The 13,178-nt window shown below is 63.7% G+C and carries 21 protein-coding genes; 2 read left to right on the top strand and 19 right to left on the bottom strand.

Annotated features, from left to right (window positions below):
- Nucleotides 1-88 precede the first annotated feature (88 nt).
- Nucleotides 89-1,882 (top strand): acyl-CoA dehydrogenase, encoded by a 1,794-nt coding sequence (locus tag ACM9HJ_RS19450; protein WP_416573413.1) that lies wholly within the window; start codon nt 89-91, stop codon nt 1,880-1,882.
- Between the two features lie 22 nt (nt 1,883-1,904).
- On the opposite strand, the gene ACM9HJ_RS19445 is transcribed toward ACM9HJ_RS19450, so the two are convergent.
- Nucleotides 1,905-2,543, bottom strand: coding sequence for a tetratricopeptide repeat protein (locus tag ACM9HJ_RS19445; protein WP_416573412.1), 639 nt, complete (start codon nt 2,541-2,543; stop codon nt 1,905-1,907).
- Between the two features lie 147 nt (nt 2,544-2,690).
- Between ACM9HJ_RS19445 and ACM9HJ_RS19440 the strand changes: the two genes are divergently transcribed.
- Nucleotides 2,691-3,719 (top strand): Rieske 2Fe-2S domain-containing protein, encoded by a 1,029-nt coding sequence (locus tag ACM9HJ_RS19440; RefSeq protein ID WP_416573411.1) that lies wholly within the window; start codon nt 2,691-2,693, stop codon nt 3,717-3,719.
- A 69-nt stretch (nt 3,720-3,788) separates the two neighbouring features.
- Here ACM9HJ_RS19440 and ACM9HJ_RS19435 read toward each other — a convergent pair whose 3' ends face one another.
- The 18 genes from ACM9HJ_RS19435 to rplV form a co-directional block, all read right to left on the bottom strand.
- Nucleotides 3,789-4,436 (bottom strand): adenylate kinase, encoded by a 648-nt coding sequence (locus tag ACM9HJ_RS19435; protein ID WP_416573410.1) that lies wholly within the window; start codon nt 4,434-4,436, stop codon nt 3,789-3,791.
- The gene (gene secY, locus ACM9HJ_RS19430) at nt 4,433-5,776 is read right to left on the bottom strand and encodes a preprotein translocase subunit SecY (RefSeq protein ID WP_416573409.1); all 1,344 of its coding nucleotides are present in this window, start codon (nt 5,774-5,776) and stop codon (nt 4,433-4,435) included. The genes ACM9HJ_RS19435 and secY overlap by 4 nt, the downstream gene beginning before the upstream one ends.
- Nucleotides 5,777-6,054: 278 nt before the next feature.
- Complete coding sequence (locus ACM9HJ_RS19425; RefSeq protein ID WP_416573408.1) at nt 6,055-6,432, bottom strand: VOC family protein; 378 nt, start codon at nt 6,430-6,432, stop codon at nt 6,055-6,057.
- Nucleotides 6,433-6,935: 503 nt separating this feature from the next.
- Entirely contained in the window at nt 6,936-7,406 is a 471-nt protein-coding gene (gene rplO, locus ACM9HJ_RS19420; protein ID WP_416573407.1) for a 50S ribosomal protein L15, read from the bottom strand.
- Nucleotides 7,407-7,441: 35 nt separating this feature from the next.
- Nucleotides 7,442-7,633, bottom strand: a complete 192-nt coding sequence (gene rpmD, locus ACM9HJ_RS19415; RefSeq protein WP_416573406.1) for a 50S ribosomal protein L30 — start codon at nt 7,631-7,633, stop codon at nt 7,442-7,444.
- Nucleotides 7,634-8,251 (bottom strand): 30S ribosomal protein S5, encoded by a 618-nt coding sequence (gene rpsE, locus ACM9HJ_RS19410; protein WP_416573405.1) that lies wholly within the window; start codon nt 8,249-8,251, stop codon nt 7,634-7,636.
- 10 nt (nt 8,252-8,261) lie between these two features.
- Nucleotides 8,262-8,624: a 50S ribosomal protein L18 gene (gene rplR, locus ACM9HJ_RS19405; protein WP_416573404.1), complete on the bottom strand. Its 363-nt coding sequence runs from the start codon at nt 8,622-8,624 to the stop codon at nt 8,262-8,264.
- An 11-nt stretch (nt 8,625-8,635) separates the two neighbouring features.
- A complete protein-coding gene (gene rplF, locus ACM9HJ_RS19400) occupies nt 8,636-9,169 on the bottom strand; it encodes a 50S ribosomal protein L6 (protein WP_416573403.1) in 534 nt (177 codons plus the stop codon).
- 12 nt (nt 9,170-9,181) lie between these two features.
- Nucleotides 9,182-9,580 (bottom strand): 30S ribosomal protein S8, encoded by a 399-nt coding sequence (gene rpsH / locus ACM9HJ_RS19395; protein WP_416573402.1) that lies wholly within the window; start codon nt 9,578-9,580, stop codon nt 9,182-9,184.
- Between the two features lie 13 nt (nt 9,581-9,593).
- The gene (gene rpsN / locus ACM9HJ_RS19390) at nt 9,594-9,899 is read right to left on the bottom strand and encodes a 30S ribosomal protein S14 (RefSeq protein WP_094456272.1); all 306 of its coding nucleotides are present in this window, start codon (nt 9,897-9,899) and stop codon (nt 9,594-9,596) included.
- A complete protein-coding gene (gene rplE, locus ACM9HJ_RS19385) occupies nt 9,892-10,452 on the bottom strand; it encodes a 50S ribosomal protein L5 (protein ID WP_416573401.1) in 561 nt (186 codons plus the stop codon). The genes rpsN and rplE overlap by 8 nt, the downstream gene beginning before the upstream one ends.
- 8 nt (nt 10,453-10,460) lie before the next feature.
- Nucleotides 10,461-10,778, bottom strand: coding sequence for a 50S ribosomal protein L24 (gene rplX, locus ACM9HJ_RS19380; RefSeq protein ID WP_416573465.1), 318 nt, complete (start codon nt 10,776-10,778; stop codon nt 10,461-10,463).
- Nucleotides 10,775-11,143 carry a 50S ribosomal protein L14 gene (gene rplN, locus ACM9HJ_RS19375; RefSeq protein ID WP_094456275.1) on the bottom strand — a complete coding sequence of 123 codons (369 nt, stop codon included), beginning with the start codon at nt 11,141-11,143 and terminating at the stop codon, nt 10,775-10,777. Before rplN ends, rplX begins: the two co-directional genes overlap by 4 nt.
- Nucleotides 11,144-11,161: 18 nt before the next feature.
- Entirely contained in the window at nt 11,162-11,419 is a 258-nt protein-coding gene (rpsQ, locus tag ACM9HJ_RS19370; protein WP_416573400.1) for a 30S ribosomal protein S17, read from the bottom strand.
- A gap of 12 nt (nt 11,420-11,431) precedes the next feature.
- Nucleotides 11,432-11,638 (bottom strand): 50S ribosomal protein L29, encoded by a 207-nt coding sequence (gene rpmC / locus ACM9HJ_RS19365; RefSeq protein ID WP_416573399.1) that lies wholly within the window; start codon nt 11,636-11,638, stop codon nt 11,432-11,434.
- Nucleotides 11,635-12,060 (bottom strand): 50S ribosomal protein L16, encoded by a 426-nt coding sequence (gene rplP, locus ACM9HJ_RS19360; protein ID WP_416573398.1) that lies wholly within the window; start codon nt 12,058-12,060, stop codon nt 11,635-11,637. The genes rpmC and rplP overlap by 4 nt, the downstream gene beginning before the upstream one ends.
- 41 nt (nt 12,061-12,101) lie before the next feature.
- Nucleotides 12,102-12,779: a 30S ribosomal protein S3 gene (gene rpsC, locus ACM9HJ_RS19355; protein ID WP_416573397.1), complete on the bottom strand. Its 678-nt coding sequence runs from the start codon at nt 12,777-12,779 to the stop codon at nt 12,102-12,104.
- Complete coding sequence (gene rplV / locus ACM9HJ_RS19350; RefSeq protein ID WP_416573396.1) at nt 12,779-13,177, bottom strand: 50S ribosomal protein L22; 399 nt, start codon at nt 13,175-13,177, stop codon at nt 12,779-12,781. The genes rpsC and rplV overlap by 1 nt, the downstream gene beginning before the upstream one ends.
- Nucleotide 13,178: the final 1 nt, after the last annotated feature.

Raw genomic sequence — 13,178 nt, 5'->3', positions numbered from 1 at the left:
TCTCGACTCCATCCCCACAAAGTTTTAAACATCTGTTTGAAAGGCCGGCGCACGATTCGGCCGCGACAGATATCGGGAGGATGCGGGCATGAGCCGGATGGACCGTGGCGAGATCGATTTCATCCTGGACGGGCTGCTGGAACTGGACAGCCTGCTTTCCCGCCCGCGCTTCGCCCATCTGGACCGCGATGCCCTGACCCAGGTGCTGGACACGGCCGCCGGCCTGGCGGACGAGAAGTTCGGGCCGCATTACCACGAGGCCGACAAGCACGAGCCGGAGCGGATCAACGGCAAGGTGGTGATGCTGCCCGCCGTGAAGGAGGCGGTGGATGCCTTCGCCGAGGCGGGTTTCCTGGCCGCCCATCATGATGAGGAGCTGGGCGGGCTGCAGCTGCCCTGGTGCGTGGTGCAGGCGGCGTTCAGCTTCTTCCAGACGGCCAATATCAGTACCGCCGCCTATCCGTTCCTGACCATCGGGGCCGGCAACCTGATCCGCAGCTTCGGCAATGACGAACAGCGGGCGCGCTTCCTGGCCCCCATGCTGACCGGCCGGTTCCTGGGCACCATGGCCCTGTCGGAACCGCAGGCGGGCAGCTCGCTGGCCGACATCCGCACGACGGCCACACCGAACGCGGACGGTTCCTACGCCATCACCGGTACCAAGCAATGGATCAGCGGCGGCGAGCATGAGCTGTCGGACAATATCGTCCATATGGTGCTGGCCAAGATCAAGGGCGCGCCCGCCGGCGTGAAGGGCATCAGCCTGTTCATCGTGCCGCGCTACCGCGTGAACGACGATGGCAGCCTGGGCCCCGACAATGATGTGCGGCTGGTCAGCCTGCTGCACAAGATGGGCTATCGCGGCACGACCAGCACCATCCTGTCCTTCGGCGAGGAGGAGCGCTGCCAGGGCTTCCTGGTCGGCCAGGCCCATCACGGCCTGTCCTACATGTTCCAGATGATGAACGAGGCGCGGATCGGCGTGGGGCTGGGGGCCGCAGCCCTGGGTTATGCCGGCTACCGTTATTCCGCCGACTATGCCCGCACAAGGCCGCAGGGCCGCCCGCTGGAGGCACGCGATCCCGCCAGCCCCATGGTGCCCATCATCGAACATGCCGATGTGCGCCGCATGCTGCTGCAGCAGAAGGCGGCGTCGGAAGGCGCCATCGCGCTCTGCCTGTTCTGCGCCCGGCTGGTGGATGAGGAGAAGACGGCCGCCGAAGAGGCCGACCGCCGCCGCGCCACCCTGCTGCTGGAACTGCTGACCCCCATCGCCAAATCCTGGCCGTCGGAGCACTGCCTGGAGGCCAATAAATGGGCCGTCCAGATCCTGGGCGGCTATGGCTATACCCGCGATTATCCGGTGGAGCAGTATTATCGCGACAACCGCCTGAACCCGATCCATGAAGGCACCTACGGCATCCAGGCCAACGACCTGCTGAGCCGCAAGGTGTTCATGGAGGGTGGGGCGGCGCTGGAGGTGCTGGGCGCGGAGATCAAGGCAACCATCGCCCAGGCCACAACACGGCCCGCCCTGGCCTCCCATGCCGCCTCTCTGGGCGACGCGCTGACGCGGGTGGCCAGGGTCACCACCCATCTGGGCCAGGTGCGTGCCGGCGGCCAGGTGGCCCTGTCGCTGGCCAATGCCACGACATATCTGGAGATGTTCGGGCACACCGTCCTGGCCTGGATCTGGCTGCGCCAGGCGCTGGTGGCCGATGCCTGGTTGGCGGCGGGCCGCGGCGACGCGAACCATCTGAACGGCAAGCTGGCCGCATGCCGCTGGTTCTTCGCCCATGAACTGCCAAAGACGACAACCCAGGCCGGCATCCTGACCAGCCTGGACCGCACGGTCCTGGATGTGGAGACGGGCTGGCTGTGAGGGCCGGCCCGTCTCCACGCGATCAACGCGCCTTGCTGCGCATCAGCGCTTCAAGTTCCTTGGTCGTTTCGCAAGCCATCTGGTTGCCCGCCTTGCAGGCGTCCGTCATCTTCTTCCACCCGGTCTGGGGATCGGCCTTGGTCCCCTGGCCGGTGAAAACCATGATCCCCACCATCATGCAGCCATTGCTGTCACCGGAGTCGCAAAGCCGGTTATAGTTCTCGAAGGATTTCACGAAGTCCGGAGGGCCACCCTCGCCATTCCTCTGCATGCCGGCCACCACCGCGCAACCTTTGACCTCGCCCAGGTCGCATGTGCGGCCCAGCAACTCCCGGGCCTTGGCCAGGTCGGCGGTTCCCCCCCGGCCTTCCTGATGCATCACGGCCAGATTGAAGCAGGCACGGGGCTCCTTGGCGTCACAGGCTCTGGCATAGATGACGCGAGCCTGTGCCTCATCCTGGGCCCCACCGGCCCCCACTTCCGTCATGTTGGCCAGGCCGAAGCATCCTTCGGCATCCCCGGTGGCGCAGGTTTCCTCAAAATCCTTGCGCATCTTGACCATATCCTCCGCCGTCGCCTGCGCCAGGGCCACCCCACCACCACACAAGGCCGAAGTCAGCGCCAACAGCAGGCCAAGCCCGGCCTTCGACAGGTTCGCCATCCTGATCTATCCCCCAAAAGTGCCTGGGGTTGAGGGTAGATATAGTCATATCCATTTTCAATTGATGAAACCCGGCGGAGTGTGGACGGCACAGTCAGCCGCGCCTATGGTTGCCCACCCGTGTCCGCCAATGCCCGGAGCCAGACGGTGCAAACCGCCCCCTTCCTGACCGACATCTGGTATTTCGCCCTGCCATCGGCCGCATTGAAGCCGGGAAGGATGCAGGCGAAAACCGTGCTGGGCCAACCGGTGCTGTTCGCCCGTTGCAATGACGGTACCGCCTTCGCCCTGCGCGACATCTGTCCCCACCGCGGCATCCCCCTGTCCTGCGGCCGCTTCGACGGGCGGGAGGTGGAATGCCGGTACCATGGCTGGCGATTCGATGGCACGGGCGGGTGTACCGCCATCCCCTCCCTGGTCCCCGACCAGGAATTCGATATTTCCCGCATCAAGGTGCGGCGCTATCCGGTGGCGGAAGCGCAGGGCAATCTATGGATCTGGATGGGCGAGGGCGCCGCGGAGGGGGAACCGCCGCAGATGCCGGACATGGAGGGACGGGTACCCAACCTGACGGAGGTGATGATCTTCCCCTGCCCCGTCGATCATGCCGTCATCGGCCTGATGGACCCGGCACACGGGCCCTTCGTGCATCAGAGCTGGTTCTGGCGCTCGTCCCGCTCCATCCATGAGAAGGCCAAGGCGTTCGGCCCAGCCCCCTATGGATTCGCTATGAAGCGGCACCGGCCCTCCTCCAACTCCGCCGCCTACAAGCTGCTGGGCGGGGCGCCGGAAACCGAGATCACCTTCCGGCTGCCCGGCGTGCGGACCGAACATATCGCCGCCGGCCGCCACCGCATCGTCAACCTGACGACAGTCACGCCGTTGGACGCCAACACCACCGAGGTGACCAACAGCTTCTATTGGACGCTGGGCTGGGCCGACCTGGCCAAGCCCATCCTGCGCCGCTTCGTCCGCCGCTTCCTGGGCCAGGATCGCGACGTGGTGGTGATGCAGCAGAAGGGGCTGGCCCATGACCCGACCCTGATGCTGATCAAGGACGCGGACACCCAGGCCCGCTGGTACCACCAGCTGAAGAACGAGCATGTCCGCGCGCGGGCGGAGGGGCGGGAATTCGTGAACCCGGTCAAGGACACGGTTCTGCGCTGGCGGAGTTGAGCCGGATAAATGAAAAAGGGCGGTCACCCTTCGGCGACCGCCCCTTCGCGTAATTCCGGCATCAACCGATCAACCGGCGATGATCGCCTCGATCTGTCGCGTGACCTCGTCGATCTCCGCCATGCCGTCCACCTGCTTCAGCACACCGTGATCACGGTAGTAGGGCAGGATGGGGGCCGTGTCGCGCTCATAGGCCGCCAGACGCTTGCCGAAGGTTTCGGCATTGTCGTCGGCACGACGGGTGAACTCGGTACCACCACAATTGTCGCAAACCCCGGCCTCGGCCGTGGGCTTGAACGTATCATGATAGCCGGTGCCGCACTTGGCACAGGTGAAGCGACCCGTGACGCGGGTGACCAGGGCGGGCCCGTCCACCTTCATCTCGATCACATGGTCCAGCTTCAGCCCCTTGTCGGACAGCATGCTGTCCAGGGCGGCGGCCTGCGGCACCGTGCGCGGAAAACCGTCCAGGATGAAGCCCTTGGCGCAATCCGGCTGGTCGATCCGTTCGGAGATCATGGCGATCATGACCTCATCGGGAACCAGCTGACCGGCCTTCATGATGGCATCGGCGCGCTGGCCCAGTTCCGATCCGCTGCGCACCGCGGCGCGCAGCATATCGCCGGTCGAGAGCTGCACGGTGCCATACTTCTTCTCCAGGCGCTGGGACTGTGTCCCCTTACCAGCGCCCGGCGGACCCAACAGAATGAGGTTCATCCACGTCTCCCACGCAGCTTGGCCTTCTTGATCAGCCCTTCATACTGATGCGCCAGCAGGTGGGAATGGATCTGCGCCACGGTATCCATGGTCACCGTGACCATGATCAGCAGGCTGGTACCACCGAAATAGAAGGCGGCCCCATATTCCGCCATCATGATTTCCGGAAGCAGACAGACCACCGTGATGTAGGCGGCCCCCACCACCGTCAAACGGGTCAGCACGAAGTCCAGATAATCGGCCGTGTTCTTGCCGGGCCGGATGCCCGGAATGAACCCGCCATACTTCTTCAGGTTCTCGGCCGTCTCGGTCGGATTGAAGACGATGGCGGTATAGAAGAAACAGAAGAAAACGATCAGCGCCGTGTACAGCAGCATATAGAGCGGCGTGCCATGCGCGATGTAGCGCGTCACCGTGGCCAGCCATTCCGGCCCGCCCGCCGACGAGAAGCCCACCGCCGTCAGCGGCAGCAGCAGCAGCGAGGAGGCGAAGATCGGCGGAATGACGCCGGCCGTGTTCAGCTTCAGCGGCAGGTGCGAGGCCTCGCCGCCATACATCTTGTTGCCCATCTGGCGCTTCGGGTACTGCACGATCAACCGGCGCTGGGCGCGCTCGAAGAACACGATGCCGGTGATCACGATGACCGACAGCACCAGCAGGCCCAGGATGAACCAGGTGCTCATCGCACCGGTACGGCCCAGTTCCAGGATCTTCACGAAGGCGCCCGGCAATGCAGCCACGATACCGGCGAAGATGATCAGCGAGATGCCGTTGCCCACACCGCGCGAGGTGATCTGCTCACCCAGCCACATCAGGAACATGGTGCCGCCGACCATGGTGATGACGGTCGACAGGCGGAAGAACCAGCCCGGATCGATCACCACACCGCCGCCAGCCTGATTCATGCCCTCCAGCCCCAGGGAGAGGCCGTAGGACTGGACGATGGCCAGCGCCACGGTCAGGTAGCGCGTATACTGGTTCAGGCGCTTGCGCCCCGACTCGCCTTCCTTCTTCAACGTCTCCAGCGCCGGTGACACGGCGGTCATCAGCTGGATGATGATGGAGGCGGAGATGTAGGGCATGATGTTGAGCGCGAAGATCGACATGCGCTCAACGGCACCACCGGCGAACATGTTGAACATGCCCAGGATGCCGCCCGACTGGTTGGCGAAGAAGCTGGCGAAGGCGCCGCTATCGATACCCGGCAGCGGGATATAGGTGCCGAGGCGGTAAACGATCAGCGCCCCAAGGGTAAACCAAATCCGCTTCTTCAGTTCCGTCGCCTTGGAAAAGGCGCCGAAATTGATTGAAGAAGCAAGCTGTTCAGCGGCGGATGCCATAAAAGGCCTCTTGGCAAGTCACAATGCTGGCCGAAACAGCCGGCCAGTCGTTCTCACGCGTATCAACAAGACATATGGGCATGCGGTCAACATGAAAAACACCGCGCCATGATGCCATGTGCATCTGGCAGATGTCCGTTACACCGCACCGCCGCCCTATCGGGCCTTCAACCGCCATTACCGTCTTTCCGCCTCTGGGATACCGGCGGGGCACGGCAGGGTCAATGCCACCAATGTAGGGGCTGCGGCATCTTGTGCCGATAACGCCGAGGCGCTGTTCAAACCGTCGGCGTCTCGCTCATCAGCCCGACCATGTTGCCCTCGCTGTCGCGGCAGATGGCCAAGTGGATATCCTTGCCGGCGACGCGGGCGATCAAATGCGCCGGCTGCACCAGGGGAGCGCCGGCAGCCACCAGATCGGCCTGCGCGGCACCCGCATCGGGCACATTGTAATAGAGGATCGGGCCCGCCACCGGCTCCGCCCCTTCCCGCGGCCCCAGCATCAGCCGGGTCTGGCCACATTGGAAGAAACTGAGCGAGGGCGGGGCGTCGAACAGATGCGTCAGACCCAGCACGTCGCGATAGAAGGCGCGGGCCCGGTCGATATCCAGCACGGGCACGGCGACCTGAACGATGTGGGACGGGTTCAAGCCCATGGATCCTCCCTGTTCGATAGCGCTTTTCGGCAACGGTCAACTGGGCAGAAAAGCTAACAGCATCCATGAACCCGGACGAGGGTCATCTGCTTGACCAGGGCACCGCAACCTTCCGGCAGAGCATGAAAAAGGGCGCCCGGCCATTCCTGGCCAGGCGCCCTCCGCCTCTATGGTTCGATAATCGTTCGCCCGTCAGAAACACAACGCCGGAACGCCCAGCCAGGATGGCATCTCGAAATGCCGCAGCGGCAAACCGCTGCTGCGGACGGTGAGGCGAAAACGGAACCGCGGGGCATCGGCCCCCTGGTTCCCTGCGCATCCTCATCGCCGGTGCCATGGACATAGAAAAACATAAGCAACTCACTGACGTCAAGTCACTTGCATCCAACCGGATTATGCCGATCGCGAAAGGTCACAAATCCGGGAAGCCCAAAAAGCAACAGGGCCCCGGATCGCTCCGGGGCCCTGTCACGAACTTGTACCAACGGCGTTGGTGGAACCGATCAGGCCTCGACGGCCGGCAGGTTCACCTTGCCACCGGCTGCCTCGACGGCGGCGACGGCACCGGCGGAAGCGCCGGCAACATCGAACGTCACGGCGGCCTTGATGGCGCCCTTGTTCAGCAGACGCACGCCATCGCGGCTGGCGCGAACCAGACCGGCCTTGACCAGGACCTCGGCGGTCACGGTCTCGGTGGCGTTGATGCGGCCGTCATCGATGGCCTTCTGCACACCGCCCACGTTCACCACGGCATAATCCTTGGCGAACGGAACGTTGGAGAAGCCACGCTTCGGCAGACGGCGATGCAGAGGCATCTGGCCGCCTTCGAAGCCCTTGATCGAGACGCCCGTACGGGACTTCTGACCCTTGACACCACGGCCACCGGTCTTGCCCTTACCGGACCCGATGCCGCGGCCGATGCGCATGCGAAGCTTGCGTGCGCCCGGGTTTTCGCTGATTTCGTTGAGCTTCATGATTCTGATCCTTCAGGCCGTATCGCTGAAGCCTCTTACGAGGCTTCCTCGACGCGCACGAGGTGCCGAACCTTGTTGATCATCCCGCGGACGGAGGGGGTATCCTCCAGCTCGCGGGTGCGGTTCAGCTTGTTGAGGCCCAGACCGATCAGGGTCGCACGCTGGTCGCCCTGGCGACCGATCGGGCTACCCGTCTGGGTCACGATGACGGTGTTCTTGTCAGCCATTTACGCGGCCTCCTTCTCGCCTTCGCGCTTGCCCAGGATATCGGACACGCGACGACCACGACGGGCAGCCACCGAACGCGGGCTGACGCACTGCGCCAGGGCATCGAAGGTTGCCTTGATCATGTTGTGCGGGTTGGAAGTGCCGACCGACTTGGTCACCACGTCCGCCACGCCCAGGGCTTCGAAGATGGCGCGCATCGGGCCACCCGCGATGATGCCGGTACCCGGAGGGGCAGCGCGCAGCACGACCTTGCCGGCACCGAAGTGACCGAACACGTCATGATGCAGCGTGCGACCCTCGCGCAGCGGCACGCGGATCATCGAGCGCTTGGCCTGCTCGGTGGCCTTGCGGATGGCCTCCGGCACTTCGCGGGCCTTGCCCGAACCAACGCCGACGCGACCCTTCGCGTCACCGACGACGACAATGGCGGCGAAGCCGAAGCGACGACCACCCTTGACCACCTTGGCGACGCGGTTGATCCCGACGAGCTTTTCGACGAGATCATCGCCTTCGCGTTCCTCACGACGATCACGGTTGTCGCGATCGCGGCGCTCGCCACGATCGCGGCCACGCCGCTCATTCTCGCCGCCGGCCGCGCTGTTCTCATTACGAGCCATGCTAACCCCCTTAGAACTGCAGGCCGGCTTCGCGGGCGGCGTCGGCCAAGGCCTTCACACGCCCGTGATACAGGTACTGACCACGATCGAAGTAAACGGTGGTGACACCTTCGGCGACAGCGCGTTCGGCAATCAGCTTGCCGACGGCCTTCGCCGCGTCCGTGTCCGCCCCGGTCTTCAGGGCTTCCCGCAGATCCTTTTCCAGGGTCGACGCGGAGACCAGCGTGCGGCCGGCCTCGTCGTCGATGATCTGGGCATAGATATGCTGGCTCGACCGGAAGACCGAGAGACGAGCGCGCCCACCACCGACCTTGCGGAGCCGGGCGCGCACCCGCGCCTTGCGGCGCTGGTTGAGATCTTGTTGCTTGCTCATCGTCGTCCGCCTTACTTCTTCTTGCCTTCTTTGCGGATGATCGTCTCGTTATCGTACTTCACACCCTTGCCCTTGTAGGGCTCGGGCGGACGATAGGAGCGGATCTCCGCAGCGATCTGACCAACTTGCTGCTTGTCAGCACCGCTGATCGAGATGGACGTCGGCTTCTCGCACTTCATCGTGATACCCGCGGGAATGGGGTAGCGGATGTCATGGGAGAAACCCAGGTTCAGCACCAGCTCGGAACCAGCGACGGCGGCCTTGTAGCCGACGCCGGTGATTTCCAGGTTGCGGGTGAAACCCTTGTCCACACCGGTCACCAGATTGGCAACGTTGGTACGGGCGGTGGCCCAGTTCTGGCGAGCGCGGACCGTTTCGGTACGCGGCAGGACGGTAACCTTACCGTCCTCCAGCTTGGCCTCGATTTCGTCGATCAAGTTCAAGCTGAGCTGACCCAGCTTGCCCTTGGCGGTGACAGTCTGACCGGTGACCTGGACGGTAACGCCAGCCGGAACCGGCACCGGATGCTTTCCGATACGGGACATTTGGCGTGCTCCTTAGAACACCTTGCAGAGGACTTCGCCGCCGACATTGGCAGCGCGGGCCTCTACATCAGACATGACGCCGCGGGGCGTCGACAGGATCGAAATACCCAGGCCATTATAGACCCGCGGCAGATCGGCGATCTTCGAATAGATGCGGCGGCCCGGCTTGGAAACGCGGTGCACTTCCTTGATGACCGGCTCGCCTTCGAAGTACTTCAGTTCGATGCGCAGGGACTGCACACCGGGACGATCCTGCTCCACGGAATAACCGCGGATGTAACCTTCACGCTTCAGAACCTCCAGCACATTGGTGCGGAGCTTAGAGGCGGGGCTCAGGACGACCGACATACGGGCTTTCTGACCGTTACGGATACGGGTCAGCATATCGCCCAGGGGATCGCTCAGGCTCATTACCCGACCCTCCTTACCAGCTGGACTTGGTCATGCCCGGGATCTGGCCATTGCTGGCGAGATCACGCAGGGCAACGCGGCACAGACGGAACTTGCGATAGAAGGCGCGCGGACGCCCCGTCAGCTCGCAACGGTTCCGAATGCGGGTGCGGCTGCCATTGCGGGGCAGCTGCGCCAGCTTCAGGACGGCCGTGAAGCGTTCCTCGTCGGACAGTTCACGGTTCTTGGCGGTCGCCTTCAGGGCGGCCCGCTTTTCCCGATGCTTCGCCGCCAGCTCGGTGCGGCGCTTGTTCTTCTCGATCGAGCTCTTCTTAGCCATTGGTCCCCGCCTCCCCGGCGAAAGGCATGTCAAAACCCTTCAGGAGAGCCTTGGCTTCCTTGTCGGTCTTGGCCGTGGTGACGAAGATGATGTCCATGCCGCGGATATCATCGACCTTGTCATAGTCGATTTCCGGGAAAATCAGCTGTTCCTTCAGGCCCAGGGCGTAGTTGCCACGGCCGTCGAAGGCGGTACCGCTGATGCCGCGGAAGTCACGGACGCGCGGCAGCGCGATCGTGACCAGGCGATCCAGGAATTCATACATACGATCGGCGCGCAGGGTGACCTTGCAACCGATCGGCATGCCTTCGCGCAGTTTGAACTGGGCGATGGACTTGCGGGCCTTGGTGATCACGGGCTTCTGGCCGGTGATGGCGGCCAGTTCAGCGGCAGCCTGGTTCACCTTCTTGCCGTCGCTGGCGGCTTCGCCAACGCCCATGTTGATCACGATCTTTTCCAGACGCGGAATCTGCATGTCGTTGGCGTAGTTGAACTCCGCCTTCAGCTTTGCACGCAGGGTCGCGTCGTAGCGTTCTTTCATACGAGCAGCCATGGCGCGCCTCACTCGATCACTTCGCCGGAAGCCTTGGCGAAACGGACCTTGCGGCCGTCCTCCAGGATCCGGAAGCCGACGCGGGTCGGCTTGTTGGTCTTCGGGTCGACGATGGCGACGTTGGACAGGTCCATTGCCGCTTCGATCTCGACGATGCCGCCCTGCTGCATCGGGGTCTGACGCTGGTGCTTCTTCACCAGGTTGACACCGCGCACCTTGACGCGACCTTCGGTCGGAAGCACGGCGATGACCTCACCGGTCTTGCCCTTGTCCTTGCCGGCGATGACGGCGACATTGTCGCCCTTGCGGATCTTCGCAGCCATCAGAGCACCTCCGGCGCCAGCGAAATGATCTTCATGAACTTCTTGCCACGCAGCTCACGGGTCACGGGCCCGAAAATGCGGGTACCGATCGGCTCGCCCTGCTTGTTGATCAGCACGGCGGCGTTGCGGTCGAAGCGGATGACGGAACCGTCCTCGCGGCGCAGTTCCTTGGCGGTGCGAACGATGACAGCGCGCTGCACGTCACCCTTCTTCACGCGGCCGCGCGGAATGGCCTCCTTCACCGACACGACGATGATATCGCCGATGGCGGCAAAGCGACGACCAGCGCCGCCCAGCACCTTGATGCACTGCACCCGGCGCGCGCCGCTATTGTCCGCGACTTCCAGGTTGGTTTGCATCTGAATCATGGAATGTCTTCCTTATCTTCAGGCGTTCGGATTGCCGTCTGCGGCCGGGGCCACAACGACGGTCCACCGCTTGGACTTGGAGATCGGACGGCATTCTTCGATCTGGACGGCATCGCCGATCTTGAACGCGTTCGCCTCGTCGTGGGCGGCGTACTTCTTGGACTGCTTGATGAACTTCTTATACACAGGATGCATCACGCGGCGCTCGACCAGGACGGTGACAGTCTTGTCACCCTTGTCGGACACCACGGTACCCTGCAGGACGCGACGGGGCATGTGACCCCCTCCTCAGGACGCGGACGCAGCAGTTGCCTGCTGGCCCAGGATGGTCTTGATGCGGGCGATGTCGCGACGCACCACACGAACCCGCGCCGTATTCTCCAGCTGGCCGGAAGCCTTCTGGAAACGCAGGTTGAACTGCTCCTTCTTGAGCTGGAGGAGCTGATCGTTCAGCTCGTCCTGGCTCTTGCCGCGAAGGTCAGTAGCCTTCGTCATGCCTCACCCCCTTCACCCAGACGGGTGACCATACGCACCTTGATCGGCAGCTTCGCAGCGGCCAGCTCGAAAGCGCGCTTGGCCAGGTCGGCCGGCACGCCATCGACTTCGAACATGATACGACCCGGCGCAACGCGGGCCGCCCAGAATTCCGGAGAGCCCTTACCGGAACCCATGCGGACTTCCGCCGGCTTCGAGGACACGGGCAGATCCGGGAAAATCCGGATCCAGACGCGGCCCTGACGCTTCAGGTGGCGGGTGATGGCACGACGCGCAGATTCGATCTGACGGGCCGTAATACGCATCGGCTCAATGGCTTTCAAGCCGAAAGCGCCGAAATTAAGAGAGGTACCGCCCTTCGACGCGCCGTGAATACGGCCCTTGTGCGCCTTGCGGTACTTGGTACGCTTCGGACTCAGCATGGCATGTAGCCTTCTCTAGATCCTTGCCAGTATCCGGATGATCAGCGGGCGGCCGTCTGTTCCGCGGCGCGCTTGTCCTGCGCCATCGGATCATGGGCCAGCACTTCACCCTTGAACACCCAGACCTTGACACCGCAGGTGCCGTAGGTGGTCTTGGCGGTGCCCACACCGTAATCGATGTCGGCGCGCAGCGTGTGCAGCGGCACGCGACCCTCGCGGTACCATTCGATACGCGCGATTTCCGCCCCGCCCAGACGGCCGGAGCAGTTGATACGGATGCCCTGGGCGCCCAGACGCATCGCAGACTGCACGGCGCGCTTCATGGCGCGACGGAAGGCCACGCGGCGCTCCAGCTGGCTGGCGATGTTCTCGGCGATCAGACGGGCGTCGAGTTCCGGCTTGCGGATCTCGACGATGTTCAGGTTCACCTCGGAACCGGCCATCTTGCTGAGCTCGGAGCGCAGCTTCTCGATGTCCGCACCCTTCTTGCCGATCACCACACCCGGACGGGCCGTGTGGATGGTGACACGGGCCTTCTTGGCCGGACGCTCGATGATGACGCGACTGACGCCGGCGGCCTGCAGACGGGTCTGCAGGTAGCCGCGCAGCTTCAGGTCCTGGTGGAGCAGCTTGGCGTAGTCGCGATCAGCGAACCAGCGGCTGTCCCAGGTCCGGTTGATGCCGACGCGCAGGCCGATCGGATTGACTTTCTGACCCATTATTCAGCGGCCCCCTCGGCCTGTTCCTCAGCGCGCTCACGCACGATCACGGTCAGGTTGCTGAACAGCTTCTCGACACGGGCGCCACGACCGCGGGCGCGGGCATGGAAACGCTTCATGACCAGAGCCTTGCCGACCGTCGCGTGGGACACGAACAGGCGGTCAACGTCCAGCTGATGGTTGTTCTCGGCGTTCGCGATGGCGGACTGGAGGACCTTCTTCACTTCGCCAGCGATACGACGCTTGGAAAATGTCAGAAGGGCGACAGCTTCACCAGCGGACTTTCCACGGATCAGCTGTGCAACCAGGTTCAGCTTCTGCGGGCTCGTGCGGATCATTCCGCCGAACGCCTTGGCCTCAGTCTCGCTGAGGCGCCGCTCTGCAGCAGGCTTTCCCATG

The organism is Niveispirillum sp. KHB5.9 (assembly GCF_048066115.1).
Lineage (GTDB): Bacteria > Pseudomonadota > Alphaproteobacteria > Azospirillales > Azospirillaceae > Niveispirillum.
Note: the sequence above shows the minus strand (reverse complement) of the source record. Positions and strands in the feature narration are given on the sequence as shown.

What these genes read in the sequence shown, in the direction of transcription:
- rpsE (WP_416573405.1), bottom strand. Translation starts at nt 8,251, where the DNA reads ATGGCTCGTAATGAGAACAGCGCGGCCGGCGGCGAGAATGAGCGGCGT.
- ACM9HJ_RS19425 (WP_416573408.1), bottom strand. Translation starts at nt 6,432, where the DNA reads ATGGGCTTGAACCCGTCCCACATCGTTCAGGTCGCCGTGCCCGTGCTG.
- rplR (WP_416573404.1), bottom strand. Translation starts at nt 8,624, where the DNA reads ATGAGCAAGCAACAAGATCTCAACCAGCGCCGCAAGGCGCGGGTGCGC.
- ACM9HJ_RS19450 (WP_416573413.1), top strand. Translation starts at nt 89, where the DNA reads ATGAGCCGGATGGACCGTGGCGAGATCGATTTCATCCTGGACGGGCTG.
- rpsC (WP_416573397.1), bottom strand. Translation starts at nt 12,779, where the DNA reads ATGGGTCAGAAAGTCAATCCGATCGGCCTGCGCGTCGGCATCAACCGG.
- ACM9HJ_RS19445 (WP_416573412.1), bottom strand. Translation starts at nt 2,543, where the DNA reads ATGGCGAACCTGTCGAAGGCCGGGCTTGGCCTGCTGTTGGCGCTGACT.
- rpsH (WP_416573402.1), bottom strand. Translation starts at nt 9,580, where the DNA reads ATGAGCCTGAGCGATCCCCTGGGCGATATGCTGACCCGTATCCGTAAC.
- rpsN (WP_094456272.1), bottom strand. Translation starts at nt 9,899, where the DNA reads ATGGCTAAGAAGAGCTCGATCGAGAAGAACAAGCGCCGCACCGAGCTG.
- rplV (WP_416573396.1), bottom strand. Translation starts at nt 13,177, where the DNA reads ATGGGAAAGCCTGCTGCAGAGCGGCGCCTCAGCGAGACTGAGGCCAAG.
- rplO (WP_416573407.1), bottom strand. Translation starts at nt 7,406, where the DNA reads ATGAAGCTCAACGAAATCAGCGAAAACCCGGGCGCACGCAAGCTTCGC.
- ACM9HJ_RS19435 (WP_416573410.1), bottom strand. Translation starts at nt 4,436, where the DNA reads ATGAACCTCATTCTGTTGGGTCCGCCGGGCGCTGGTAAGGGGACACAG.
- rpmD (WP_416573406.1), bottom strand. Translation starts at nt 7,633, where the DNA reads ATGGCTGACAAGAACACCGTCATCGTGACCCAGACGGGTAGCCCGATC.
- rplN (WP_094456275.1), bottom strand. Translation starts at nt 11,143, where the DNA reads ATGATTCAGATGCAAACCAACCTGGAAGTCGCGGACAATAGCGGCGCG.
- rplP (WP_416573398.1), bottom strand. Translation starts at nt 12,060, where the DNA reads ATGCTGAGTCCGAAGCGTACCAAGTACCGCAAGGCGCACAAGGGCCGT.
- rplF (WP_416573403.1), bottom strand. Translation starts at nt 9,169, where the DNA reads ATGTCCCGTATCGGAAAGCATCCGGTGCCGGTTCCGGCTGGCGTTACC.
- secY (WP_416573409.1), bottom strand. Translation starts at nt 5,776, where the DNA reads ATGGCATCCGCCGCTGAACAGCTTGCTTCTTCAATCAATTTCGGCGCC.
- rpmC (WP_416573399.1), bottom strand. Translation starts at nt 11,638, where the DNA reads ATGACGAAGGCTACTGACCTTCGCGGCAAGAGCCAGGACGAGCTGAAC.
- rplE (WP_416573401.1), bottom strand. Translation starts at nt 10,452, where the DNA reads ATGGCTGCTCGTATGAAAGAACGCTACGACGCGACCCTGCGTGCAAAG.
- rpsQ (WP_416573400.1), bottom strand. Translation starts at nt 11,419, where the DNA reads ATGCCCCGTCGCGTCCTGCAGGGTACCGTGGTGTCCGACAAGGGTGAC.